A 22,429-nucleotide genomic window follows, 5' to 3' on the forward strand; every position below is an offset into this window, starting at 1 on the left:
TGATGACACTTAGTCATAGTCGCCGTACACGAGATATGCATCGATGCCCTGCTCTGTTCGTTGCGACATGCCTGCGCTGAGACCTATGGCAAGCAGCACTTCTTGAACTTTCTACCGCTGCCGCAAGGGCACGGGTCGTTGCGCCCGACCTTCTGCGAGCTCGCCTCTCTCGCGAACCCCGCAAGCGTCGAAGCGACCGGCGCACCGCCCTTCATACCCTTCGTAAGCTGCTCCATTTCTTCCGACGGTGACCAGGGGAAGTCCAGCATCACGCCAAACTGAACGTCGGTGCTTGGACTCACCGACACACCGAACCAGGTTTGAGCACGCTGCACATACTTGCGCTTCTTACAGTGAAATCCGAGTACTGCAGCGGCCTCCGGTGACGGCGTCGGGTTGCAGTGGAAGCAAATGCCACCTGCGGTTTTGAGGCCGAGGCTGAGGTCATGACGCTTTCCGTCAACTTGAGCTTTCCTCGTGATGGCTTCGAGGCCAAGGTGCACATGGCGACAGGAATCTTCATCCATGGAGAGCAGCATGAACCCCAGCTCTAGCGTGGCAGGGTCCGCCCGCTCCTCAATCTGGGCAACGAGCCGCTCGTAGAGCGGTGCCGGCCATTCGCGTCAGAATTCCAGGAGGGGTTCGTTCACCGGCAAGGCCGTCCCTACGCACCATCATGGCCGTGTCGAGGTCGACCACAATGGAGTCCTCGAGCACGACCATGTCGTGCTCACCATCGAGCCACAGGTTGCGGCGCAGATGGAAGGCCAGCGCCATGAGCTCGTGGCTCAGAGAGACCTTCTCAATGACGGCAAGCCGCATGCGCACATAGCTCAGTAGCCGAAGCGGCGTGGACAGCATCTCGGTCATCGCGTCGAGCAGGAACACGTCCATCACGAACGGCGGCCGAATGACGTCGGTAGTTTGGTACTTCAGGTACTGACGCGCTTGGAACGCTAGCGCCGGATAGTGCTCCGAGACAACGTTGAACAGATAGACTTCTTTGACGACGTGAGGCAGCGTGACCTCTCGCCCCAGGTCATCCTCCAAACGACATCCGCCGGCCACAATGGCGTTGGCACATTCCCATCCCTGGTCGTACGACTTTTGGATGGCCGCTGCGAAATCTAACTTGAGTTGACCATCATTCCCTTTGCGTGCTTCCAGCGTCAGCTTCTTGGCCTTCGCCTGAACGATGATGATGCGGTCACCGAAGACAACCAGAACATCGGCCTCCCCGACCCTGTCCTTACCCCGATACAAGTTGACATTCGTCAGGACGTTCGCGCATCCAAAGACCGCAGCCAGCCTGCGAGCGGAATACTTCTCCGTAAACGCGCCGCGGTTCGCCATGGCGGTCGGCCTGTACGCCTCATCGGCCCACATCCAGAAGAAAGGGGATTCGTACAGCGCCTCATAGATAGCGTAATGCTGGAAGAGCAATACGGTTCCTCGACCAGTGGTAGCAGCGGCGTCGCTGCCACGGAGTTGAAGTCTCCGATAGTCTGGAACTGACTGTTATCGCTCGCCAGCGTAAAGGTCTTGAGGAAAGCCTCAACGACCTGCATGTCCTCGCCACTTCGGAGGGCGATTTCATCAGGGGCATACTCGAACGTAGGCAGCCAGGTTTCGGGTGGCAGCTTCGTCACTGTGGCCTTGGCGAACATCTGAGTTGCCCGTTCATCCATGAGCACACACATAGCTCGGGCGATGGCCTGAGCTTGGGTGATGGAGAACCCCATGTTCTTCATCAACCATGCATCATCGGCTCCGTACTTTTCGGGCAGCAGGTCACGGTACTGGAAGCTGTATGCGGACTCGCCTCCATAGAAGATTGGCTCGCGCATCACCTCGCCCTGCCAGATGTCGTCCGCTTTGTTGCCCGCACCTAGGTTGGCCTGCAGGGCGGCATGCATCGGGCGAGACAGGGTGCGATGCAGTTCTTCCATCAACTCATCGGTGCGTGCCACATAGGCCTTGATGACATCGGCTGACGGGAGGGTGAGGTCAAGAGGCTGGCGCATCATCAGACCGAGCAGCGTGGTGACTTCAGACCTGATGAGGCGGTTGTAGCCGAACATCCGCTCCATGTCGGACGACTTCAGCTCCTTGCTGTAGACCACCAAGTTGTCACGCTGGCAGATTTGCGCGATGGCATGTGCGTAGCCGGGCGACGCAGTTAGCCTCGCCAAGTCGGCAAACACGTCAGCCTCGCTTCGTGCGTTCGAACTCATTCGGCTCCCCCCGGGCCTCTTCTCAGGCGCTTTGGTCTAGCTTTTCGGTACATCTTCATGACCCCCATGTGTTGGCCCTGCTTTGCTCGAAATTTAATAACGCGCCCGGACCAGAGGCGCGCCTGCTGCTAACCCGTGCCAAAGAAGCTGGGAATCGCGACCTTGGACCGGAATACTGCGCTTTTTCTTAAACGTCCTGCAGCATCGCCTCGACGCGTTCCAACGCATCTTTCCATTCCTGCTCCAGGAGGTCGCGGATTTCGTCGCCAATATTCTGGTGTGAATCATCATCGAACCAGGCGGTACTCTTTGTGGTCACCCGGTCGCGGTATCCTGGTCCCCGACCCCATTCGCGTTCGCATTGCAGCCAGAAGTTCTTGTCCCGCTTCATCTCTTCAGCGAAGAGTGATTCGCCAGAGACTTGCATTTTCCTCAGCAACTGGGCGAAGGCTACCTGCAAAACCTGTTCGCACTGAGAAATAAGCGTCTCTGCGCCTGAGAAATCGGGATTCGTACGGAGGTTGTCGGCGATGGCCGTGAAGTCGGCGACCTTCTTGCCGAGCGCTGCAGTCGCCAGTGTCCGCGCTCCGTGGCCGAGCTGATAACCGTAGTTCAGATGCAGCCAATCTCCTTCCCGGCGAACTGCTGCGTGAACGGTACTCGGATGCGCGCCCTCCAACTCATTGATGAGACTTCTTTGAATCTGGCGGTTGGCCCTTGGTGCACCCTTGTTTTGGTTCACCCAATGTTTGAGCTGGGATGCCGCATCCCGCAGAATCGCTTGCGCCTGTTCCTTGGCTTGGTTTTCAATCACCTCGCGAACGCTTGTCACCAGACGCTCCAAGTCTGCGCTGAATGCATCGCGTGCTTTCCCAATGCGGTCCATGACAAACTGCACCAAGGTATCCCTTGAATCCTCCATTGCGTTGAAGAAGCAAACCGGGATGCTCCGAATGCCGGTCGATTCCAGTGCCATTTCGACTTGCTCTCCCTTCAGCTCACACCCTTCTTCCGCAGACTCCACATGCTCCGACGTTGCATCGTCTTTCATTTTCAGAGCTTCGCCGGGATGCGGAAGCACCAAAAGAGCAGCATTCCTGTCCAGGTCGCGATTCCCAGCTTCTTTGGCACGGGTTAGCAGCAGGCGCGCCTCTGGTCCGGGCGCGTTATTAAATTTCGAGCAAAGCAGGGCCAACGCATGGGGGTCTTGAAGATGCACCTCAAGGTCGGCGCGTCCCGCTGCGCGGTCAATGCCCTTGGTGTCGATGAATCGGATGTTGAGGTCCGTATCTGGGACAAGTGGCATCGCGACAACGAGCTCGATGCGTCGTGGCAAACTGAAGTCGGGATGGCGCCCGTTGTTGATTTCAAGGAAGGTCTCGCGAAGCCATGCCAGAGGGGCCTTGCCGCTCAGGCTTTCATGCCAAATATTCCGTGCGTCGCGTTTGTGCAGTGACATACGCGTAAGGACCTCAACCGCAAAATCACGCGGAGCATCGTAAGTGGCGGCGAGAGCTTTCGCTTCGTCGGACCGCTGGGTCTTCCCATCGGGGCCTTTGGACTTCCGTACACGCAATCCCGACAGGTTGCGAATGGCGCGCTCAATCTCTTTCGAAACACCTTGCGACTCGACATCGTCGTCCGTACTAACGGTGTTTCCCTTTGCTGAACGCCAGATGTATTCCGCGAAGTCCATCACGTGCGCCCGAACTTCATCCTCGGAACACGGCTCGACAATAAGGCCATATCCCGGGCCGGAATAGATGTGCACTTCGCAGACCGTGATGCCCCCTGCGCCAACTTCGAGCACCGTATGTGACAACCCATCTTCCGACCCCACCTCCAAACCGAGGGCCCGACAAATCGCAGTACTTTTGCCGACGCCGATACTGCCAATGAGCGCAACAATGTGGTCACGCTTCAACAGGAGCCCAGCAGTCGCGCGAATCTGCTCCAAATATTCCTCAATTCGCTTCTGGAAAGAAGCCTTGATGTCCCCATCAAGAAGTTGACGCAGAGTGGCGCTGACTTGGTCGGCCTCCCAAAGCAAGTCCTGCTTCGGATGGTTGAGGGGAGGAACGGGCAACTCCAGCCAATTGCGACCAAGGTACTCGGAGAACCTCGACGCTTCCTCCGTTCCAATCGCAGCAAGCAAAGATTGAAGTTCATCGGGTGTAAGCGGGCGCTCACCGCTCTCGACCCTGGATAGCGAAGGCGCACTCATGGTGAGCCGGCTTGCCAACTCGGCCTGCTTGAGGCCTGCTGCTTCCCGAAGTCTAGCGAGGTTAGGACCAATCTCATTCGTAGTCGGACGTGCCATTAGATGCTCCCGAGAGGTGATGCCGAGAGGATAGCAACGTTCATGAAACGTTTCAACAACAATTCTAAATTCATTCACATCGAGGTGGCGAATGCCTAAATTTCAAGTCACACCGCGTGTGACGTGCCGGCTTTGCCGGCTTGCCCAGCTTAGAAACGAGATGAAGGTCGACCCCGGCAGGACAAGTCTGTTAGATGTCTTCTAACGGGGAAGAAGACACTTGACTGGCGCGGTCACCAGCAGTAACAGTTGCGAGATTTGTATTCCGCATATGCAGGTGCTGCAATGCTGGTTGACCCGTTGGTTGATGACGCACAGAAGGGGTAGTCAGCCCTGCCTTCACTTATTGCAGACGAAAAGCTACACATGTTCACCCCGTGACTTTGTCCTTACGTCACCTGTTCTGAGGTCCATGTCCATACCTGCTTATGTGCGTGTGAGTGTGGCTCCGCGAATTCAGCCTTCGCACAGAATCCGTTTATCGACTACCCACAAATTGACGCATCAGCTTCATTCTTGGATTGAAAGGATGTCTCTTGTGGTGGCAACCAACGGTTTGAAGCTATCGGACCGGCAATGAATGCCTAATTTACTCACTCAAAGCTGCTAACAACAGTTTTGGGTGGGCATAACCCGCCTAGACCCTACGTCACCATCGAAAAACCGGAAAAGCACTGTGCAACCAGTAGGTTGCATGGTGGTTTTCCGGTTTTTTCTTTCCCAAAGGTCAGTGCAGGCGACAAGGCAGATTCAGACCACCGAGGCGGAACCAGCGCGCCAGGTTATCGAAGTCGCGCTGCTCAGCCGCGGTCAGTCGGGCATAGCCATCGTGCACACGCTGCTCCAGAGCCGCATCGATGTCGCGGCGCGGCGCGCTGCGGAACAGCAGCATGAAAGGAGCCAGCGCGGTGCGGTAGACATGCAGCTCGCGCCCCAGCAGCGCCGCTGCCTGCCGCAGTTCGGCCAGGCTGAACGCCGCACGCAAGGAATTGAGGAAGTCGATAGTAAATAGCTCGGGCTGTAGTTCAATGCGGTCATGGGCAAAGAAATACTGGGTGGCGCGGTGCTTGAGCCGGCCGAAATCGGCCAGATAGACGCCGCCATCTGGGCGCAGCACGCGGCGAATCTGCCGCATGGTCTGCCCCAGCAGCTCGGTATCCGGCAGATGATGCAGCGACATGGTGCATAGCACACAGTCGACGGCCGCATCGGCAAAGCCATCCAGCCGGCTGATATCGCCCTGCTGCAGGCTGACATTGGGCAAACCGGCCTGCACCAGGTTTTCCCGCGCCAACGCCAGCATGCCAGCAGAGGCATCCAGCCCCACGAAGCGGGCGTCCGGGTGCAGCCGGGCAATCTGCAGCAACTGGTTGGCCGGGCCGCAGGCCAGGTCCAACACCACGTCGCCGGGCCGGATCACCGGCAGCGACATGACGGCGTGGAAGAGATAAATGTAGTTGAGGATGCCGTTAGCGAGGCCACTCTGCATGAAGGCCCGAATCTGATCGGCATCCTCCATCAAGGCCTGCGGCTCCGGCTCGCGCGCCAGCACGGCCGGTGACAACCGCTCCAGCAGCAGATGGGCCATCATGACGGGGGCGGACACTTCAGAGCGTCCTTCCCGGCTGGTATGCGCACATGCGGCTCTCCATCAGCAAGCGGCCGGGCGGCAGGCCAGTCTGCGCCACAGCAGCAGCGGCAGGCGCAGGGCGAAACCGAACATCAGGCGGATGTGCATCCAGGTCAGCAGGCGGTTGTCGCGCCAGTAATTGAAATGCGACACCCCCTCTTCCGCCTGGAAATACTTCACCGGCGACGGCAGGTTAACCGGCGGCACGCCATGCCAGCACAGGCGGACAACGGCCTCCGGATCGAAGTCGAAACGGCGCATCCAGCGCTGCCCTTGCATGATCCGGCGCAAGGGCGCCACCGGATAGACGCGGAAACCGAACAGGGAGTCGCCGATACCCATCCACAGGGTTTCCAGGTTCGCCCACCAGTTGGAAATCTTGCGCCCCTTGACCCGCAGGCTGGGCGCACTGGCATCGAATACCGGCAGGCCCAGCACCATGGCAGCAGGTTGCTGCTGCGAACGCGCCATGAAGGCGGGAATCTGAGCTGCTGGATGTTGCCCGTCTGAATCCATGCACAGCACGTGGGTGAAGCCCTGCCGCGTGGCCTGCTCCAGCCCGTGCAACACCGCAGCACCCTTGCCGCGATTTTCCGGCAGCACAAAGACCTGCAGGCCCTCGTCTTCGGCGGCCATTTGCAGCAGCGTCTGCTCCGAGCCGTCGTTGCTACCGTCCACGATCACCCATACCGGGCTCCATTGCGCGCGGGCCGCACGCACCGTGTCGAAAACCTTGGGGCCTGGATTGTAGCTGGGGATGAGAACCACATGCGTCGTTGAAGAAATGGGCATGGCAGACTTACTGAACCGAATATGCCCCCTCTGAGGGGGGCTGTTTGAATTGGGCAGAACCTAGCCGATGGCTAGCCTGCCGGTCAAGAATGCGTAGTGAATGGCAAGCGCCTCAATCCAGCCGCAACTCCGGGTCGATAGAAAGCCGGATCGACGCTTCGAAATACTGTTGCAAACGGTGTGCGGTTTCATCGCGCCGACCCTGGGCCTTGAATTCCTCGCCGGGCACAGCGCGGTAAATCAGTGGAAATGCAGGAGGGCGCCATATTTTCCAACCCTTGCTCAAATAGGGCGAATTGGTGGTAATGATGATGGTCTGCAATGGCGCCTCGGCTTTTTGGGCTATCAGCGCCACCGAGCCGCCAATATCGTTCACCGGCTGTCGCGTGGTGCGGGTACCTTCCGGAAAAATCATCAGCACCGAGCCCTGCTGCACCGCACGAATAGCGGCACGGAACATCTGCTCCGGATAGCGGTTGGAAACATAACCGGCAAGGTAGGCCCCAGCCCCCAGAAACAGATTGGAGCTGATGCTGGCTTTCATCAGACAGACCGCCCGGGGAATGCGAGACAACACCAGAAAGGCATCGATCATACTTGGATGATTGGGCACCAACAGCATGCGCTCCCGGCCGTTCAGCCGATCAAGCGCACGCAAATCCAGCCGCATCAACCCGCTCGCCTGGGCTCCGGCCAGAAAACAGCGGCAGATGGCACTGATGGTCCACTGCACCAGTGGCTGCCGCAGTGGTCTGGGCGCCAGCAGCAGGGGCAAGGCGGCGATGTTGCCCAACAGCAGCATGGAGCCAAGCCAGCACAACATCAGGTAAAACAGGACGATCTGGAACAGCCGGAAACAGCGATTCAACATTATTTCGAATTTACTCCCGGCTTCCGGCCAGCCATCTTTTCTTACTAGGCAGGCCAGAACGGCCAATCATTCCGCGGGATGGATTTAAGGGTGACTGACAGCTGTCATTGCATCGTTGGCTGCTGCCAAAGCGCTTGACGAATCAAGCCCAAGGCAACGCATATGCCATAATTTTACTCTATAATTACTACCTTTTGGTACATGCCACGTCTTGGGTTGAACGCTCATGTTAGAACAAATCATCAAAAACTATCTGGTCAATACCAAGGGCAAGAATCCCGCCCTGTTTGAAGATCCGACGCTGCAGGTTTCCGCCCTGGACCTCGACTCGCTGGACATGGTGGAGATGCTGTTCGAGATCGAGGACCGCTGCGGCTTTCAGTTGCCAGACCCCACCCGCTACCCGCAGATGACCTTCCGTGACATGCTGGCCGATATCGAAGCTGCCATTCGCGAACATAATAACGGCGAACTGCCGGAACTCAGCCTCGAAGAGAACAAATAGTGGCCAAGGTTTTGATTACCGGCATGGGTGCCATCAGCCCGCTCGGTGCCGACCTGCCCACCAGCTTCGCCCAGGCACTGGCCGGCCACTGTGCCATTGGTGCCGCCACCCCCGACATCGCCAAATGGCTGCCCAATGTATTGCTGGCCCAGGCGGCCGCCGATCCGGCCAGCAAGCTTGACGGCAAGCACGCCAGCCTGGACCGCGCCAGCCAGTTTGCCCTGGTGGCTGCCAACGAAGCACTGGCTGAGGCCAACATCCTCGCCGCGCCTGCCGACTCACGCCGCTTCGGTATTTATGTCGGCATCGGCTTGGGCGGCGCCCATACCCTGGATGGCCTGTACAGCCGATTCCAGTCTGCCGTACAAAGCGAAGGCAAGCGCAACCCCGTGGTGGTGCACCCGCTGACGGTCCCACGCATGATGTCGAACGCGCCGGCAGCCGCCATTTCCATGGGCTACGGGCTGCACGGCCCCAGCCACACCTATTCTGTTGCCTGCGCATCTTCCGCCGTCGCCATCGGCGAAGCCTTCCGTGCCATCCGCGACGGCTATCTGGACGCCGCCGTGGTGGTAGGCTGCGAAGCCATGCTGACGCCCGGCGCCATGATGGCGTGGAATGCGCTGCGCGTGATGGCCAAACCGCATGCCGCCGATCCGTCGCGCAGTTGTCGCCCCTTCTCGCAGGACCGCAGTGGTTTCGTGTTGGGCGAAGGCGGTGCCGCCATCGTACTGGAAAGCGAGGCCCGTGCCGCCGCTCGCGGCCAGAGCGCACTGGCCGAGCTCTGTGGCTATGGCTGCAGCAGCGATGCCGCCCACCTTACCGCGCCTTCCTGCGCCGAACAGATCAACGCCATGCAGCAGGCGCTGGACGATGCCGGGTTGCGGGCAGAGGATATCCAGTATCTGAACGCCCACGGCACGGCGACCGATGCCGGCGACGTCACCGAGACCGAATCCATCCGCGGTGTGTTCGGCGCGACGGCCGGACAACTGGCCGTCAGTTCCACCAAGTCGATGCACGGCCACCTGATCGGCGCCAGCGGCATCCTGGAATTTGCCCTCAGCGTGATGGCGATGAACAGCGGCTCGCTGCCGCCCACCGCCACCCTGGAGCAGGCGGACCCGCGCTGCGATCTGGATTTCATCCCGCTGACCGCGCGCCATGACTGCGACGTTCGCGCCATCATGTCCAACTCCTTCGCCTTCGGCGGCAGCAACGTTTCGCTGGTGGCACGGCGCCTTCCCGCATGAGCGCACAGGACTACCAGTACCCGATGCGGCTGCTGCGCGGCGATATCGAACAGATATTGCCGCACCGTGGCGCCATTTTCGTCTGCCAGCAACTCACCATCGAGGGGCCGCACCAGTTCCATGGTGTGGCGAGCTGGCCGCACGACAATGCGGTGATCCAGGGTCATTTCCCCGGCATGCCCATCGTGCCGGGGGTGATGCTGATCGAGTCGATGGCGCAGTTTGCCGGCGCCGGGCTCCTGGCCGGCGACCCTTACGTCAAGACCTTGCCGCAGGATTCGGTCGGCGTGCTGGCGGCTGTGCGCAATTGCTGGTTCAAGCAGCCGGTGCTGCCGGATCAACAGGTGGAGTTCTTCATCCAGTGCCGCCAGATGGCGCCCTTGCTGGTGCAGGTCCACGCCCAGGTTAAGGTGGCGGAGCAGGAAGTGGCCAAGCTGGAAATCGCGCTGGCCTATGCGCCGCGCGCGCAGTTGCAGGCCACCGGCGGCTGACCGCAGTCCCGCTGCTCCAGCCGTCAAAACCTGTTTCAGGCTCTCGCGAGCGAAGGGTCAGCCAAGGCGAAACGGGGCGAAAAAGCGGAATGTGCGTTGGGTACATGAGCATTTTGAGCCACGTTTCAACGCCGGATCACCCGAGCGCAGCAGAGCATGGGCAGGTTTAGAGCATGGGCAGGTTTTTAGATCATGCCACCGTTGATGGAGATCACCTGGCCGGTAATATAGCCCGCCTGCTCCGATGCCAGGAAGCCCACCAGGCTGGCGACCTCCTCCGGCCGGCCCACCCGCTTCATCGGCACCATCTGTGCCACCATCTCCTTGTCGAACACATCCTTCGACATTTCCGACTCGATGATGCCCGGCGCCACCGCATTGACGGTGATGCCGCGGCTGGCGAGTTCGATGGACAGCGACTTGGTGGCGCCGTGCAGCGCGCTCTTGGCGGCGGCGTAGTTAGTCTGGCCGCGGTTGCCAGCCAGCGCCGCCACCGAGGTGATAGTGATGATGCGCCCCCAGCGGGTGCGGATCATCGGCATGGTCAGCGGCTGGGTGACGTTGAAGAAGCCATGCAGCGAGACGTCGATCACCCGGTGCCACTGCGCCGGCTGCATGCCGGGAAACACTGCATCATCGTGAATGCCGGCATTGTTCACCAGCACCTGTACCGGCCCCTGCTCCAGCACGGCTTCCAGCGCAGCCGCCGTTGCCGCAGCATCGGCCACGTCGAACTGTAGGGCCTCGGCCTGATGGCCCTGGGCTCGCAGTGACTGGCACAACTGTTCCGCCGCCTCTAGATTGCGGTTGGCATGGATGATGACGTGGAAACCGTCGGCCGCCAGCCGCCGGCTGATGGCTGCGCCAATGGCGCCGCTGCCACCGGTAATCAAGGCTCGCTTCATGGTTTTACTCAATTGGTTATCTTGCCCGCCAGCGCATCGGCATCCAGCACCACGCCTAGGCGGCCGCTGACCAGCAGTTTGTCGCCAGCGTGCAGGGTGAAGCGGTACAGGGCATTGATCTCGCTGCCGGACAAGCGCTGGGCGTGGATACGCAGCGGCTCGGCCACGTCGTCCAGCCGGCGACAATGCCAGTTCAGCTCGCGCACGCTGGTGAGGTAGCCGGCCCTTGCCGGCATGGCATCACCAGCCAGCAGTGCGCCATGCACCGCCATGGCCTGGGCGGCGTATTCGATGGCATTGGCCACGCCCAGGCGGCCGACGGCTCGCAGCGGATTGTCCGGCTGGCGATGGCTGTCGGCATGGCAGACGATGTCGTTTTCGTCCCAGCACTCCACCCCGGACAACAGACACATGCTGCCCTGATGGGGAATGCGCGCGGCGATCCAGTCGCGGTCCATCATGCCACTACCTCGATGGCGAGACGGCAGTCGTCCAGATAGTCGATCACCACGCGTCCCGGCCGCCCACTGGCCAGCAGGTGCAGCAGCGGCAGGCTGCGCGCACTGGGAATACCCTGACGCAGTGCTTCCAGCTGCGCATCGTCCATGCGGCTGGCTGGCTCATCACTGAAACTCAGCCGCAGCGCGGCCTTGCTGACCGCGCTATGCTCCGGGCTCAACACCATACCTACCCCCAGCGGATAGGGAATGGGGCGCTGCGCATATAGCGGCTCCGGGTAGGCGGTATCGAAAGCGATCAGCAGACAGGGCTTGCCGGCGCTGTGCGCCTGAGTCACGGTTTCCAGGAGCCCGGCACCGAAGGTGGCATCGTAGGCGCACAGGCTGGTGGAGGCCTCGGTGCACTTGGTGGCAATGCCCCAGTAGCCGGCCGGCGCGTTGTGCACCGAATTATGGAAGCGGGTGGGGGAAACCATGCGCTCGGACGAGGCCAGCACTTCCAGCAGGCTATGGCAGTTTTCGCAGTCGCCGCCGGTGGAACTGAACACATTGGGCAGTTGGGCCGCATCCGCGCCGGCATCTTCGACTGCCGCCAGCCCCACCGCCATCGACAGCTTGACCGCTGCTCCGGCACGACGGCGTTCGGTCGCTGGCAGGATGGAGGGTGCTGCCAGCCGCACCTCGTCGACCTGAAAAGGCTGTTGCCCCAAGAGGCGCGGCACGGCCTCGGCCCAGTCGCTCATGCCCGGCCCGAGCAGGCTCAGCCCCTCGAGATAAATCGTTGCCGTACTCATGCGCCCACCCGCGAGAAAACCAGGCTGCAGTTGCTGCCGCCGAAACCGAAAGAGTTGCTCAACACGTGGCGCAGCGGACGCTCCACCGTGGTCAGCAGGTAATTGCACTGCAGGCGGGCATCCAGTTGCTGCGTGCCCACCCCGCCCGGCATCACTCCGTTGTCCAGCGCCAGCGCGCAGATCAGGGCTTCGATACCACCGGCGGCGCCCAGGGTGTGACCGGTGTGGCCCTTGGTGGAGCTGCAGGGCGTGGCGCTGCCGAACAGTGCCAGCACCGCGGCGCCTTCCGCCGCATCGTTGCTGGGTGTGGCGGTGCCGTGCAGATTGATGTAGTCGATGTCGGCAGGCGTAAGGCCGGCCTGCTGCAACGCCTGAGCCATGGCCGCCTTGGCGCCGAGGCCTTCCGGGTGCGGCGAGGACATATGGTAGGCATCGCTGCTTTCGCCCACGCCGATCAGCAGGATGTCGCCGTTCTGCGGCTGCTCGGCACGCTCCAGCAGGGCGAACGCTGCGCCCTCGCCTACCGAGATGCCATCACGCTCGCCGTCGAAGGGACGACAGGGATTGGACGACACCAGTTGCAGCGAGGAGAAGCCGTAGATGGTGGTCAGGCACAGGGTATCGACGCCGCCGACGATGGCAGCGTCGATGAGGCCGGCCGCGATCATGCGCTGTGCCGTGCCGAACACCTTGGCACTGGAGGAACAGGCGGTCGATACTACCGCCGCCGGGCCGGAGAGGCCGAAGAAGCGGCGCACGAAGTCCGCCACCGAATAGGCGTTGTGGGTTTCGCGATAGCGATGCTCCGGCGGCAGTGCGCCGGACTCCGGATCACGCTGACGGTAGGCTACTTCCGAACTGAGGATGCCGGAGGTGCTGGAGCCGAGAAACACCCCCACCCGGCTGGCGCCGTAGCGCGCCACGGCCTGCTCTACGCTGGCAATGAAGCCGTCCTGCTCCACCCCCAGCTGGGCCAGGCGGTTGTTGCGGCAGTCGTAGGGCGCCAGATCCTGCCTCAGCACGACCTCGTCCAGGCCGGCGACTTCTCCAACACACACATCGAATTCGACGGTCTCCCAGCGCTTTCTGACGATGCCGCCGCGCTGCTGGCGCAGGGCATCGAGATGGGAGGCCAGGCCAGCGCCCAAGGCACTGGTCAGGGTATAGGCACTAAGTCGGAGAGCTTGCATAAACAACCGGAGGGATCAGCATGGGTTGGCGAAAGAAAGGGCGGGCCGGCTGGGCACCTGATCAGGCTGATTTGCAGGCCTGCCTCAACGTGACCGGCCTCAGCTGGCGCGCAGCCAACTCTTCCAGCAGGCGTGGCAGCACAGCCAGGATGACCGGCTTGCCGTCAGGAGTGCGCGCGGCGTTGCCATCGTGCAGCAGCAGTATATCGCCCGCGGCAAGATTGCGAACCAGCCGGGCGTACACCGCGTCGGGATCGCGCACGCGCGTATCATAACCACGCCGGGTCCAGCTGGCAAGAAACACCCCGGAGCGCTGCAGCAGCGGGTCGAGAAAAGGGTTGCGCAGGCCGGCGATCGGCCGATAGAACAGGGGCTTTCGGCCGGTGATCGTCTGCAGCGTGGCCTGACCCTCGCCCACTTCGCCGCGCCAGCCGGCCGGTCCGAACAGGGAGGTATGCTTGCGGTGGCGCTGACCATGGTTTTCGATGTCGTGGCCCTCGGCCACGGCGCGGCGGCACAGTTCGGGGTGGCGCAGCGCGCGTTCGCCGATGCAGAAGAAGGTGGCTGGCACCTGGTACTGGCGCAGAATCTCGAGCACGGTCGGGGTCACCGCCGGGTCCGGGCCGTCATCGATGGTGATGGCCACTTCGCCGCGCCGGGCGGCGGCGGCGGGCAGCCGAGTCAGGTTGCCCCCCAGCAGCGAGCAGCGCGGCAACAGCCCAGCCAGCGCGATGCCGCCATGCAGCAGGAACAGCGCCAGCAGCAGCCACGGCCAACTGGACGGCCGCAGGAGCAGGACCGGCACGGCCAGGCCATGCAGGGCGACGCACAGCTTGAGAAACGGCGAGGCCTGCCATGAGGTCATGCTTGCTCCTTTACCGACAACAGTTGGGCCGGCAGCGGGCCGTGATCGAGCCAGTGCTGCCACAGCTGCAGCCAGACCGGCCAGTGGTGCTCGCCTGCCACACGGTGCACCCGTTGCGGCGACAGCAGACCGGCCAGCATCTGCTGCCCGACAACAAAGCGGTCTTGTTCCGCCATGCCCAGCCATACCGGGCAGTCATCTTCGTCGCTCGCCACCTGTTGGCACAGCCAGTGCCACCAGATGCGCTCGTCCTGGCGCGAGGAGGCTGGGCTGTCCGCCCAGGTCTGCGGCCCGCCGGCGGCACTGATTTCCTGCAGGATGTCGGCGGTGCCCGGATACGGCGCCAGCAGCTTGATCCCCGCCAGATGCCGGCTGTACAGGGCGGCATAGTGCAGCGCATTGAAGGCGCCCAGCGAGATGCCGGCCAGCCAGATACGGCGATAGCCGGCCTCCAGCGCCGGCGCCATCACCGCTTCATGCAGGCTCCCGGCCACGGTGCCGGCCATCACCTGCTGGTAGCCGACCTCGGCCAGCACGATGTCCAGCGGCAGGCCGCGCTGGCGCACTGCCGCCACCATGCCCTGCGCGACCAAGTCTTCCAGGCTGGCCTTGGCCGGCGGCAGCAGCACCAGCAGGCTGTCGGCCCGCTCTACCGGCTGCCAACGATCAAGAATGGTGCGCACGGGGCTGAATCCTCGCCATCATCGCGGAAAACACCAGCGCCAGCAAAGCGCCGATCGCCACGGAGCTGCCGATGAAGGACAGCACCGGCACGCTGGATGTCCCCAGCAGGCCGAAACTGGTCACCGTCGCCAGGTTGGCCACCACCAGCGAGACTTCCACCTGGCGCTGCTCCACCTCGTTGCCAAGTTGCTGCTTGTTGGCGAAGAACAGCGCGTAGTTGGAGCCGATGGCCACTACCAGCAGCAACCCCACCAGATGCAGGATGGTCAGCTGGATGCCGCTGGCGTCGAAAATGGCCACTGTGCACAGCACGGCGCAGCTCAGCGGAATCGTCACCCGCACCGCCTGCACCCAGCCGCAGGTCAGGCCCAGCAGCAGCAGGATGGCCAGGCTACCCAGCGAGGAGAACACCAGTGCCTCGTGGGTGTAGCTGTCGAAGATGGCGGTGGTTTCCTCCAGCAGGTCGATCACTGTCACCTGTCCCAGCTGATGCCGCTCCAGCTCCGCCCTCACCTTGTCCAGAGCGATCTGGTCGCCCTTCACCCCCTCGCCGGTCGGCCGCAACGGCATCAGCACCAGGTAGCCGTTGGGGCGCTTGATCAGCATCGAATCCAACAACACGCTGGCCGCACTGCCCTGCAGGCTTTGCCGGCTCAACAGCGGCTGGCTGCGACTGCGCTCCACGTCCGCCAGGAAACCCCGGAGCTGATCGGCTTGCAGCGGCATGCCCTGCAGCGCCTGGTCAAGGCGCTGCCTGGCCTCGACAGCCACCGGCAGCGCCGCCTGGCGCGCTCGCTGGCTGGCCAGGCTGGGCAGCAGCTCGTCCGGGGTGTGGAAGCCACCGATGACGCGCTGACGGGCCAGCTCGCGCAGCACGGGGCGGGTGCGTTCGGCCAACCGCAGCGCGCTTTCCTGGTCCGGTGTGCTGAAGCTGGCGACGTAGCGCATGTCGTTGCCGCCCAGATCGCCACGCAGTTCGGCGTCCAGCTTGTTCTGCTCTTTAGAAATGGAACTGAGCGCATTCAGTTGGCGGTTCCAGATGTCTTGCGGATTGAACGCCAGTACCGCCACCGCCGCCAGCAGGGCCGCCGCCATCACCCAACGCATGCGGGTCAGGAAATCCAGGCTGTTTTGCAGCAGCAGACCTGCGCCGCTCAAATCGCGCAGGTTGAGGCGGGCCGGCATCAGGCCCGGCAGGATGTAGCGGGTCACCAGCGCCGCCGTGACCAGGCCGCTGATGGAGTACAGCCCCAACTGGGACAGGCCGGGGAAGCTGGAGCACATCAACGCGGCAAAGCCGGTGATCGAGGTCAGCACCCCGAGCCGGATGGTGCGCCAGAAATGGCTGGGCTCGTTGCCACCGGCACGCTGGATGAACAGGTAGATGGAATAATCGACCGCCTCGCCGATCAGCGTGGTGCCGAAGCCCAGCGTCAGGCCGTGCACGTGGCCGAAGCCCAGGCTGACACTGGCAATACCCACCAGGGCGCCGGACAACACCGGAATCAGCCCCAAGAGCAGCAGCGGCAGCGAGCGGTACACCAGCAGCAGCAGCGCCACCACCAGCACGGTGCCCAGCGTGGCCAGCCGCTCCACCTCGCTCTTGATGGTATCGCGCGAGGCCACCGACAGCACGCTGGTGCCGCTCATCACCAGCCGGGTATCGGCATGGCGTGCCGGCAGGCGGTCGAAGGTTTGCCGCACGTCCGCCAGCGCCGCCGCCTGGGCATCGGTATCCAGCCCGGACTCGGCCAGTTGCAGCAGCAGCACGGCACGCTTACCGTCGCGCGACACCCAGATGTCGTCGCTGCTATTGGGCTGGCTCTCGCCGATAAACTGGTCGAGGATTTGCAGGGTTTCGCCGCTGGGGTCACGCGGCAGAATCTTCTTCACCACCAGGCCGGCGTCGCCGGCCATGGCGTCCAGCGTGTCCTGGACGGCGGCGCGCAGGCCGTCGGCGCTGAAGCGCTGCGACGAGACCGCCGGGCTCAGCAGGTAACGGTTGGCGAAGAAATACTGCTGGTCGCGCTGCTGGACCCGGCCATCGCCGTTCTGCACCGAGGTGAAACGCGGGTTATGCGCCAGCTCACTTACCATGAGGCGCGACAGCCGGCCGCGCTCTGCCGCGTCGCCACCTTCGATCCCCACCAGCACGATACGGGCGATGGCGCCGTCACGCAGCTGGTCGATCAGCATCTGCTGGCGTGCACTGGGCACCTTGGGCATGAAGGCCGACAGGTCGGCGACAAAGCGGGTTTGAACGATCACCAGCACCGAGGCCAGCATCAGCGCCAGCCAGACGAACAGCGCCAGTTTGTGGTGGCGTGGCTTCATTTGGCGCTGGTGCTGGTAATGGCCATTTCCGAACGGTCACCGTCGGCCTGCTGGAATTCGATAGTTTTTACCTGGGCCTGCTTGCCGGCGATGCGGATCTGGCTGATCACCTTCTGCATGCGCGGCTGGATCGGCGTGAGATTGAGCTTCCACTGTTCGGCGTCACCGCTCAGGGCGAGGGTATAGAAGCGTTCCAACCCGCCGCGGTCGCCGGACAGGGTGGCGCGGATGCTTTCGACAAAGGCAGCCACCTCGGGGCGGTCGGACAAGGCCACCGTCATCTTGCGGCCGTCACTGCGCTCCAGCGTCAGCTTGTTGCCTTCCAGCACCACCGATTCCGCCTTCGGCTTGAGCGTGCGTTTTTCCAAACGGTCGGGCGCGGTGAAGGCCAGCTCGCCGGACGATTCCAGCGGCTGCTTGAGCATGGCGATGTATTTCTTCTCGACAAAGGTGGCCGTGCCGGATTTTTTCTGCCCCAGCATCTGCATCAAATCCGCCACGCTCAATTCCGCCGCCTGGCAAAGGCCGGCCGCCAGCAGCACGGCCAGACCGGCCAACGTCTTGCTCATGATAGGTGCACGCATGATCGGTTTAGCTTTCATCCCAAAAATCGTAAAAATTGAACCAGTTGAATGGGTAGGCACGGCAATGACGTTCCAGCGCCGCCACATAGTTGTCGAGTAGCGCGGCCATCGCTTGTTCCCTGCCCTGGCGCCCCGTACCGGAAAAATCCTCCAGCAGCTCGAAATGCACGCGGTAGCGGTTGCCGCCCAGATAGATGCCGGCCATGAAGTACACCGGGTGCTTGAGCATGACCGCCATACGGAAAGGGCCGCTGGGAAAGCGCGCCGGCGCGCTCAACAGGGGGCGGCTCAGATACTGGTCCGGCCCGGAGGCGCGGTCGGCCAGAATGCCCACCAGCGCGCCCTCCTCGAGCCGGCGGTGCACGGCCAGCATGGCGTCCAGCGTCCCCAGCGCGATGATGTCCTGCTGCGCCTGCGGGTTGATGGCCTGCAGGGCCTGGTTGATCTGGCGGGCATTCTCCGGATACATCGCCATGCTCATCTGCAGTTCCGGGTGGCTGCGCGCCATCGCCCGCAAGACCTCGAAGCTGCCCAGGTGGGCACCGAACAGCAACAACCCCTGGCCGCTGTCGTAGTGGCGGTGCAGCGTCTCGGTGCCGGACAAGTCGATGTGGAAGTCGTCGAAACAGTCGCGCAGCAGATAGACCCGGTCGTGGATGGTGCTGGCGAAGCTCAGCACATGCCGGTACTGCTCGTGCCAGCGTGGCGGCCGCCCCAGGCTGCGCGTCAGGTAGGCGCGGGAAGCCGCACGCGCCCTGCCGCCAAACAACAGGAAATAGGCGGCGATGCCGTACAGCACCAGCCGCGAGCAACGCCGGCCCAGCAGGCAGGACAGCGTGGACATGACGCGCAACCAGAAGCGGTTGCCGCGTTCGCGCTGCTGCATCCAGGCCGGCGCGGCCGGCTGCGGTCCCGAGGCGGTCGGCTCGCTCACCCGGCCTGCTCCACAGCGATGGCGAACTTGCCGTCAGCCACCTTGCGCTGTTCATGGAAGAGAGTGAACGCCACGGCCGCAGCGTCCTGGCGGAATTCCAGCCGCAACGCCTGCCCCGGGCTGACCGGGCTATGGAACTTGGCCAGCAGCAATCCGCTTAGTTGCAGTTGGCAGGCGTCCTCGATGGCCAGCATGGCGTGGTCGAGCAGCACCACTCCCGGCAGCACCGGACGGCCGGGAAAATGCCCGGCGTAGGCCGGATGATCGCTGGCGATAGGGAGAGTGGCGTGCTGCATGCTTAGTCCCGCTTAGGAAGATGTTGCACGATCAGATCCTGCAGGGTGCGGGCCAGAATCTTGCCGTTGCCGTCGCGCGGCAGGGTTTCGACGAATACCACGTGGCGCGGCAGGAAGACCGAATCGATGTGCTGGCGCAGGCCGGCCAGAATGCGCGCGCGGTCCAGTCCCGGTGCGACCACGAAGACGGCCAGGCGTTCCACTTCGCCGTTGCCGCCGCGCTCGGGTACGCAGAATACACCGTCCACCACACCGGGCAGGCCGGTGAGTGTGGCATTGAGGAAGGACAGCGAACTGCGCTTGCCGGCGACGTTGATCATGTTGGCCTTGCGGTCCACTAGGCGGAACCGCTTCGGGCTGAACAGCTCGAGCGTGTCGTTGAGCATCTGCGGCGTTTCATACACCTCGCCCACCGCCCAGAACTCGTCGTCACACTGTTCCAGCGTGATGCCCTGCAGGGTCTGCCAGTGGCTTTCCCGCTCGGTCTCGCGGGTGGCGACCTGGCCGGTTTCGGTGGAGCCGTAGATTTCCAGCACCGGGCAGCCCAGCTGTTGCCGGGCCTGTGCGGCCAACTCGGCCGAGAGCGGCGCGGTGGCCGACAGGATGACGGCGATTTCCGGCAGGGCGATGTCCGCCTCCAGCAGCTTGCGCAGGTGGAAAGGGGTGATCACCAAAAGGCGCGGAGCCGGCATTTCCGCCAGGCTAGCCGCGATATCGGCCGGGAAGAAGGGGATTTGCGGCGACATGCGCCCGCCGCCGAGAATGGGCAGCAGCACGCTGGATTCCAGCCCGTACATGTGGCGGATGGGCACCGTGCCCACCACCGAGCACGGCGCACCGGCCGCTGCCCACACCCGCTCCGCCCCGGCCAGAACGGCCAGCCGCAGGCGGCCGAAAGTCTTGTAGTGCGGCATCGGCGTGCCGGTGGAGCCGGAGGTGTACATGCAGGCGATACGCTGGTCGAAGGGAACCCGCGGCATCTCGGTCGCGGCAGGCGGCGCCGGTTGCGGCAGGACATCCACCCGGAAATACGGCAGGCCCTCCACCGGGCAGGCGGCACTGGTCGCCCAGCACTAGGAGGCCCGGCTGCTCGGCCGCCACCATGGCGATATGCTCGGGCGCGGCCGAATTGGGCAGCACGGTGAGCATGCCGCGGGCGATGGCGGCAAACAGCGCCACGGCGAACCAGTAGCGGTCGGAACACAGGTTGGTCACCCGCTGCCCTTCCGGCAGCGCGGCAGCCAGCGCCATCACGTGGGCGTGGAAAGTCTCCCGGTCAATCGCCTTGCCCTGGCGAAAGGTAAAAGCGGCATGGCGGTCGGCATCGGGAAGCAGCGGAATCAGGCTCATGGAACGGAAAGGATCAAGGTCGGCAGTTCGGGACTATTCAGCGGCGTCCCGGCATTGTGTGTATTTGCGATAGGACTGGATGGTCTGGGCGATGCTGAAGTGTGGCTGCCCCGGCAGCGCGCGCAGGCGGACCAGGTATTCGCCGCCGAACATCAGCCCTAGCGACAGCGGGGTGAACAGCGAGGCGAACAGCGCCCAGGTGGCGAGCTCGGCAAACGCGAACAGCAGCAGCGAGATGCCGGCACTGGCCGCAAAGTACAGAGTCCAGGCCAGGGTGACTTTCCAGGTGTAGCGCAGGTAGCGCGCATCCAGCGGCTCGGCGCTGGCAAAGCGGGCAATGCGCGAGCACAGGGCGCCCTCGTGGCTGCCCAGGGTGCTGCCGAACATGATGCCGAGGCTGGTCATGATGCCGGCGTGCTGAAAGAAGTAGAGCCAGGCGGCGTGCGACAACAGGCGATCGAGATTCAGGGCAACGGCCAGCAGCACGCCCGTGCACAGCAGCATGGCAGGCAGGCGAAAGGCCGAATTCCAGCAGGCGACAATCACCCCGAGAGTCAGCGGGGTGGCACCGATCAGCACTGCGTACAGCGGCGGCTGGCTGGAGGACGAGGCCAGGTAATCAAATACCAGGTAGGCCCCGGCCACCAGGGCCAGCAACACCAGGCGCACGGTGCGCCATAGCCCGGTCATTTGCTGCGGTGCTCGCGGATATAGGACGCCAGCGCGCGCAGGGAGGCAAAAATGGTGGAGTTGTCTTCGCTGTCAGCTTTCATCTGCACACCGTACTGCTTGGACATCACCAGTGCGATTTCCAGGATGTCGATGGAGTCGATCCCCAGCGCGTCACCGTACAGCGGCGCCTCAGGAACGATGTCTTCGGGTGCGATATCAAAGTTTAGCGCGGTAACGATATGCCCGGCGATTTCACGTTCCAGAGCCAGATCCGGTGCAGTAGCTTGTTCCATAATTTGAAATAAATAGGGTCTTGTTTAAAGGAAATGCTGACAATCGCCAACGTCACGCAGTTTCGGTATCATCGCCCTGCCGATTGAAACATGTCATGGGTATAACCCTTCAACATGTCTTTTCGACACCAGCTAAAGTCTGCGCGCGCACGCGGAAAATCCAATCGCGGAGTATAACAAATATTCCCATCGGCATACCACCGCCCCCGCCCGGACACCATTTTCCAAGGAGCCGTTTTGAACAAGGGAGTGATCAGCAAGCCCCCTGGCCAGACCGGGATCATGGCCACCATTCTGGCCCACTTCTGGTTCAAAATGTTCGGCACCATGGGCTTCACCTCGGTATTTTTTGTCGGCTATGTGTACCTGTTGCGGCACCCGGCCTCCGCGGTCACCATCATTCCCGCCACGCCGCTGGACCAGTTGCTCGGCTTCCAGCCATGGGCATTGCCGATTTACCTGTCGCTGTGGGCCTATGTTTCCCTGCCGGCGGTGTTGATGCTGAGCCGGCGTGAAATTGTCGAGTACGGTTTTCGGGTTGCCCTGCCCTGCCTCCTGGGGCTGACGGTATTCTATTTCTGGCCCAACGCCATCGCACCAGCCGATATCGACTGGAAGCAGTATCCCGGCGTGGCCTTTCTGAAAAATGTCGACACCGCGGGCAATGCCTTTCCTTCGCTGCACGTGGCCACCGCCGTCTTTTCCGCCCTCTGGCTGCACTGGCGCATCCGGCTGCTGCGGCTGGGCCGCGGCCTCGAATGGCTCAATATCGTCTGGTGCGTGGCCATCGCCTATTCCACCATGGCGGTCAAGCAGCATGTGGCGCTCGACGTGCTGGCCGGCACGTTGCTAGGGCTGGGCACAGCCTGGCTGAGCGGCCTGAAGGCCCATGCCCGAGGCGGCAGCCTGCCGCCGCCGCGTTGAGCCGCCCACCCTACCCCATTCACCATTTCGCCGTTGCTGCCGAAACATCC

At 62.8% G+C, this 22,429-nt stretch carries 24 protein-coding genes; 4 read left to right on the plus strand and 20 right to left on the minus strand.

The genetic code is table 11. The features are described 5' to 3' along the window. Positions 1-83: 83 nt before the first annotated feature. The 7 genes from ABKF58_RS19780 to ABKF58_RS19810 all read right to left on the minus strand — a co-directional run bounded on the left by ABKF58_RS19780 (position 84) and on the right by ABKF58_RS19810 (position 7,847). A complete protein-coding gene (locus ABKF58_RS19780) occupies positions 84-539 on the minus strand; it encodes an SEC-C metal-binding domain-containing protein (protein ID WP_482582902.1) in 456 nt (151 codons plus the stop codon). Positions 540-576: 37 nt separating this feature from the next. Then, the gene (locus ABKF58_RS19785; RefSeq protein WP_482582903.1) at positions 577-1,353 is read right to left on the minus strand and encodes a nuclease-related domain-containing protein; all 777 of its coding nucleotides are present in this window, start codon (positions 1,351-1,353) and stop codon (positions 577-579) included. Next, positions 1,275-2,234, minus strand: coding sequence for a hypothetical protein (locus ABKF58_RS19790; protein WP_482582904.1), 960 nt, complete (start codon positions 2,232-2,234; stop codon positions 1,275-1,277). Before ABKF58_RS19790 ends, ABKF58_RS19785 begins: the two co-directional genes overlap by 79 nt. A 187-nt stretch (positions 2,235-2,421) precedes the next feature. After that, positions 2,422-4,554 (minus strand): helix-turn-helix domain-containing protein, encoded by a 2,133-nt coding sequence (locus ABKF58_RS19795; protein WP_482582905.1) that lies wholly within the window; start codon positions 4,552-4,554, stop codon positions 2,422-2,424. Positions 4,555-5,281: 727 nt separating this feature from the next. Further along, on the minus strand, positions 5,282-6,160 hold the full coding sequence (locus ABKF58_RS19800) for a class I SAM-dependent methyltransferase (RefSeq protein WP_482582906.1): 879 nt from the start codon (positions 6,158-6,160) through the stop codon (positions 5,282-5,284). A gap of 45 nt (positions 6,161-6,205) precedes the next feature. Continuing rightward, on the minus strand, positions 6,206-6,952 hold the full coding sequence (locus ABKF58_RS19805) for a glycosyltransferase family 2 protein (RefSeq protein WP_482582907.1): 747 nt from the start codon (positions 6,950-6,952) through the stop codon (positions 6,206-6,208). Positions 6,953-7,088: 136 nt separating this feature from the next. Next, positions 7,089-7,847 (minus strand): lysophospholipid acyltransferase family protein, encoded by a 759-nt coding sequence (locus ABKF58_RS19810; protein WP_482582908.1) that lies wholly within the window; start codon positions 7,845-7,847, stop codon positions 7,089-7,091. Between the two features lie 226 nt (positions 7,848-8,073). Here ABKF58_RS19810 and ABKF58_RS19815 point away from each other — a divergent pair, with 226 nt between their 5' ends. The 3 genes from ABKF58_RS19815 to ABKF58_RS19825 are packed head-to-tail and all read left to right on the plus strand — an operon-like array spanning position 8,074 to position 10,096. Next, on the plus strand, positions 8,074-8,352 hold the full coding sequence (locus tag ABKF58_RS19815) for an acyl carrier protein (protein ID WP_482582909.1): 279 nt from the start codon (positions 8,074-8,076) through the stop codon (positions 8,350-8,352). Continuing rightward, positions 8,352-9,605 carry a beta-ketoacyl-[acyl-carrier-protein] synthase family protein gene (locus ABKF58_RS19820; protein ID WP_482582910.1) on the plus strand — a complete coding sequence of 418 codons (1,254 nt, stop codon included), beginning with the start codon at positions 8,352-8,354 and terminating at the stop codon, positions 9,603-9,605. The genes ABKF58_RS19815 and ABKF58_RS19820 overlap by 1 nt, the downstream gene beginning before the upstream one ends. Continuing rightward, entirely contained in the window at positions 9,602-10,096 is a 495-nt protein-coding gene (locus ABKF58_RS19825; RefSeq protein WP_482582911.1) for a 3-hydroxyacyl-ACP dehydratase FabZ family protein, read from the plus strand. The genes ABKF58_RS19820 and ABKF58_RS19825 overlap by 4 nt, the downstream gene beginning before the upstream one ends. Before the next feature lie 185 nt (positions 10,097-10,281). Here ABKF58_RS19825 and fabG read toward each other — a convergent pair whose 3' ends face one another. The 13 genes from fabG to ABKF58_RS19890 all read right to left on the minus strand — a co-directional run bounded on the left by fabG (position 10,282) and on the right by ABKF58_RS19890 (position 21,455). Continuing rightward, the gene (gene fabG / locus ABKF58_RS19830; protein ID WP_008955187.1) at positions 10,282-11,001 is read right to left on the minus strand and encodes a 3-oxoacyl-ACP reductase FabG; all 720 of its coding nucleotides are present in this window, start codon (positions 10,999-11,001) and stop codon (positions 10,282-10,284) included. Positions 11,002-11,009: 8 nt separating this feature from the next. Further along, positions 11,010-11,462 carry a hotdog family protein gene (locus ABKF58_RS19835; protein ID WP_482582912.1) on the minus strand — a complete coding sequence of 151 codons (453 nt, stop codon included), beginning with the start codon at positions 11,460-11,462 and terminating at the stop codon, positions 11,010-11,012. Continuing rightward, the gene (locus tag ABKF58_RS19840) at positions 11,459-12,253 is read right to left on the minus strand and encodes a beta-ketoacyl synthase chain length factor (RefSeq protein ID WP_482582913.1); all 795 of its coding nucleotides are present in this window, start codon (positions 12,251-12,253) and stop codon (positions 11,459-11,461) included. The genes ABKF58_RS19835 and ABKF58_RS19840 overlap by 4 nt, the downstream gene beginning before the upstream one ends. Then, on the minus strand, positions 12,250-13,443 hold the full coding sequence (locus tag ABKF58_RS19845) for a beta-ketoacyl-[acyl-carrier-protein] synthase family protein (protein ID WP_482582914.1): 1,194 nt from the start codon (positions 13,441-13,443) through the stop codon (positions 12,250-12,252). The genes ABKF58_RS19840 and ABKF58_RS19845 overlap by 4 nt, the downstream gene beginning before the upstream one ends. Positions 13,444-13,504: 61 nt before the next feature. Continuing rightward, positions 13,505-14,308 carry a polysaccharide deacetylase family protein gene (locus ABKF58_RS19850; protein WP_482582915.1) on the minus strand — a complete coding sequence of 268 codons (804 nt, stop codon included), beginning with the start codon at positions 14,306-14,308 and terminating at the stop codon, positions 13,505-13,507. Further along, complete coding sequence (locus ABKF58_RS19855) at positions 14,305-14,991, minus strand: alpha/beta fold hydrolase (RefSeq protein WP_482582916.1); 687 nt, start codon at positions 14,989-14,991, stop codon at positions 14,305-14,307. The genes ABKF58_RS19850 and ABKF58_RS19855 overlap by 4 nt, the downstream gene beginning before the upstream one ends. Continuing rightward, positions 14,975-17,326: an MMPL family transporter gene (locus ABKF58_RS19860; RefSeq protein WP_482582917.1), complete on the minus strand. Its 2,352-nt coding sequence runs from the start codon at positions 17,324-17,326 to the stop codon at positions 14,975-14,977. Before ABKF58_RS19860 ends, ABKF58_RS19855 begins: the two co-directional genes overlap by 17 nt. Then, positions 17,323-17,895 (minus strand): LolA-related protein, encoded by a 573-nt coding sequence (locus ABKF58_RS19865; RefSeq protein WP_482582918.1) that lies wholly within the window; start codon positions 17,893-17,895, stop codon positions 17,323-17,325. Before ABKF58_RS19865 ends, ABKF58_RS19860 begins: the two co-directional genes overlap by 4 nt. A 22-nt stretch (positions 17,896-17,917) precedes the next feature. Beyond that, a complete protein-coding gene (locus ABKF58_RS19870) occupies positions 17,918-18,844 on the minus strand; it encodes an LpxL/LpxP family acyltransferase (RefSeq protein WP_482582919.1) in 927 nt (308 codons plus the stop codon). Then, positions 18,841-19,140, minus strand: coding sequence for an ApeI family dehydratase (locus tag ABKF58_RS19875; RefSeq protein ID WP_008955196.1), 300 nt, complete (start codon positions 19,138-19,140; stop codon positions 18,841-18,843). Before ABKF58_RS19875 ends, ABKF58_RS19870 begins: the two co-directional genes overlap by 4 nt. Before the next feature lie 2 nt (positions 19,141-19,142). Next, the gene (locus ABKF58_RS19880) at positions 19,143-20,120 is read right to left on the minus strand and encodes an AMP-binding protein (protein WP_482582920.1); all 978 of its coding nucleotides are present in this window, start codon (positions 20,118-20,120) and stop codon (positions 19,143-19,145) included. Between the two features lie 403 nt (positions 20,121-20,523). Next, a complete protein-coding gene (locus ABKF58_RS19885) occupies positions 20,524-21,180 on the minus strand; it encodes a COG4648 family protein (protein ID WP_014086489.1) in 657 nt (218 codons plus the stop codon). Beyond that, complete coding sequence (locus ABKF58_RS19890; protein WP_008955199.1) at positions 21,177-21,455, minus strand: phosphopantetheine-binding protein; 279 nt, start codon at positions 21,453-21,455, stop codon at positions 21,177-21,179. Before ABKF58_RS19890 ends, ABKF58_RS19885 begins: the two co-directional genes overlap by 4 nt. Before the next feature lie 237 nt (positions 21,456-21,692). Between ABKF58_RS19890 and ABKF58_RS19895 the strand changes: the two genes are divergently transcribed. After that, complete coding sequence (locus ABKF58_RS19895) at positions 21,693-22,379, plus strand: phosphatase PAP2 family protein (RefSeq protein WP_482582921.1); 687 nt, start codon at positions 21,693-21,695, stop codon at positions 22,377-22,379. The last annotated feature ends 50 nt before the right edge of the window (positions 22,380-22,429 follow it).

It is taken from the genome of Pseudogulbenkiania sp. AW2-16, assembly GCF_056824575.1.

What these genes read in the sequence shown, in the direction of transcription:
- ABKF58_RS19780 (WP_482582902.1), bottom strand. Translation starts at nt 539, where the DNA reads ATGCTGCTCTCCATGGATGAAGATTCCTGTCGCCATGTGCACCTTGGC.
- ABKF58_RS19785 (WP_482582903.1), bottom strand. Translation starts at nt 1,353, where the DNA reads ATGGCGAACCGCGGCGCGTTTACGGAGAAGTATTCCGCTCGCAGGCTG.
- ABKF58_RS19790 (WP_482582904.1), bottom strand. Translation starts at nt 2,234, where the DNA reads ATGAGTTCGAACGCACGAAGCGAGGCTGACGTGTTTGCCGACTTGGCG.
- ABKF58_RS19795 (WP_482582905.1), bottom strand. Translation starts at nt 4,554, where the DNA reads ATGGCACGTCCGACTACGAATGAGATTGGTCCTAACCTCGCTAGACTT.
- ABKF58_RS19810 (WP_482582908.1), bottom strand. Translation starts at nt 7,847, where the DNA reads ATGTTGAATCGCTGTTTCCGGCTGTTCCAGATCGTCCTGTTTTACCTG.
- ABKF58_RS19815 (WP_482582909.1), top strand. Translation starts at nt 8,074, where the DNA reads ATGTTAGAACAAATCATCAAAAACTATCTGGTCAATACCAAGGGCAAG.
- ABKF58_RS19825 (WP_482582911.1), top strand. Translation starts at nt 9,602, where the DNA reads ATGAGCGCACAGGACTACCAGTACCCGATGCGGCTGCTGCGCGGCGAT.
- fabG (WP_008955187.1), bottom strand. Translation starts at nt 11,001, where the DNA reads ATGAAGCGAGCCTTGATTACCGGTGGCAGCGGCGCCATTGGCGCAGCC.
- ABKF58_RS19835 (WP_482582912.1), bottom strand. Translation starts at nt 11,462, where the DNA reads ATGATGGACCGCGACTGGATCGCCGCGCGCATTCCCCATCAGGGCAGC.
- ABKF58_RS19840 (WP_482582913.1), bottom strand. Translation starts at nt 12,253, where the DNA reads ATGAGTACGGCAACGATTTATCTCGAGGGGCTGAGCCTGCTCGGGCCG.
- ABKF58_RS19845 (WP_482582914.1), bottom strand. Translation starts at nt 13,443, where the DNA reads ATGCAAGCTCTCCGACTTAGTGCCTATACCCTGACCAGTGCCTTGGGC.
- ABKF58_RS19850 (WP_482582915.1), bottom strand. Translation starts at nt 14,308, where the DNA reads ATGACCTCATGGCAGGCCTCGCCGTTTCTCAAGCTGTGCGTCGCCCTG.
- ABKF58_RS19860 (WP_482582917.1), bottom strand. Translation starts at nt 17,326, where the DNA reads ATGAAGCCACGCCACCACAAACTGGCGCTGTTCGTCTGGCTGGCGCTG.
- ABKF58_RS19865 (WP_482582918.1), bottom strand. Translation starts at nt 17,895, where the DNA reads ATGAGCAAGACGTTGGCCGGTCTGGCCGTGCTGCTGGCGGCCGGCCTT.
- ABKF58_RS19875 (WP_008955196.1), bottom strand. Translation starts at nt 19,140, where the DNA reads ATGCAGCACGCCACTCTCCCTATCGCCAGCGATCATCCGGCCTACGCC.
- ABKF58_RS19880 (WP_482582920.1), bottom strand. Translation starts at nt 20,120, where the DNA reads ATGCCGCGGGTTCCCTTCGACCAGCGTATCGCCTGCATGTACACCTCC.
- ABKF58_RS19885 (WP_014086489.1), bottom strand. Translation starts at nt 21,180, where the DNA reads ATGACCGGGCTATGGCGCACCGTGCGCCTGGTGTTGCTGGCCCTGGTG.
- ABKF58_RS19890 (WP_008955199.1), bottom strand. Translation starts at nt 21,455, where the DNA reads ATGGAACAAGCTACTGCACCGGATCTGGCTCTGGAACGTGAAATCGCC.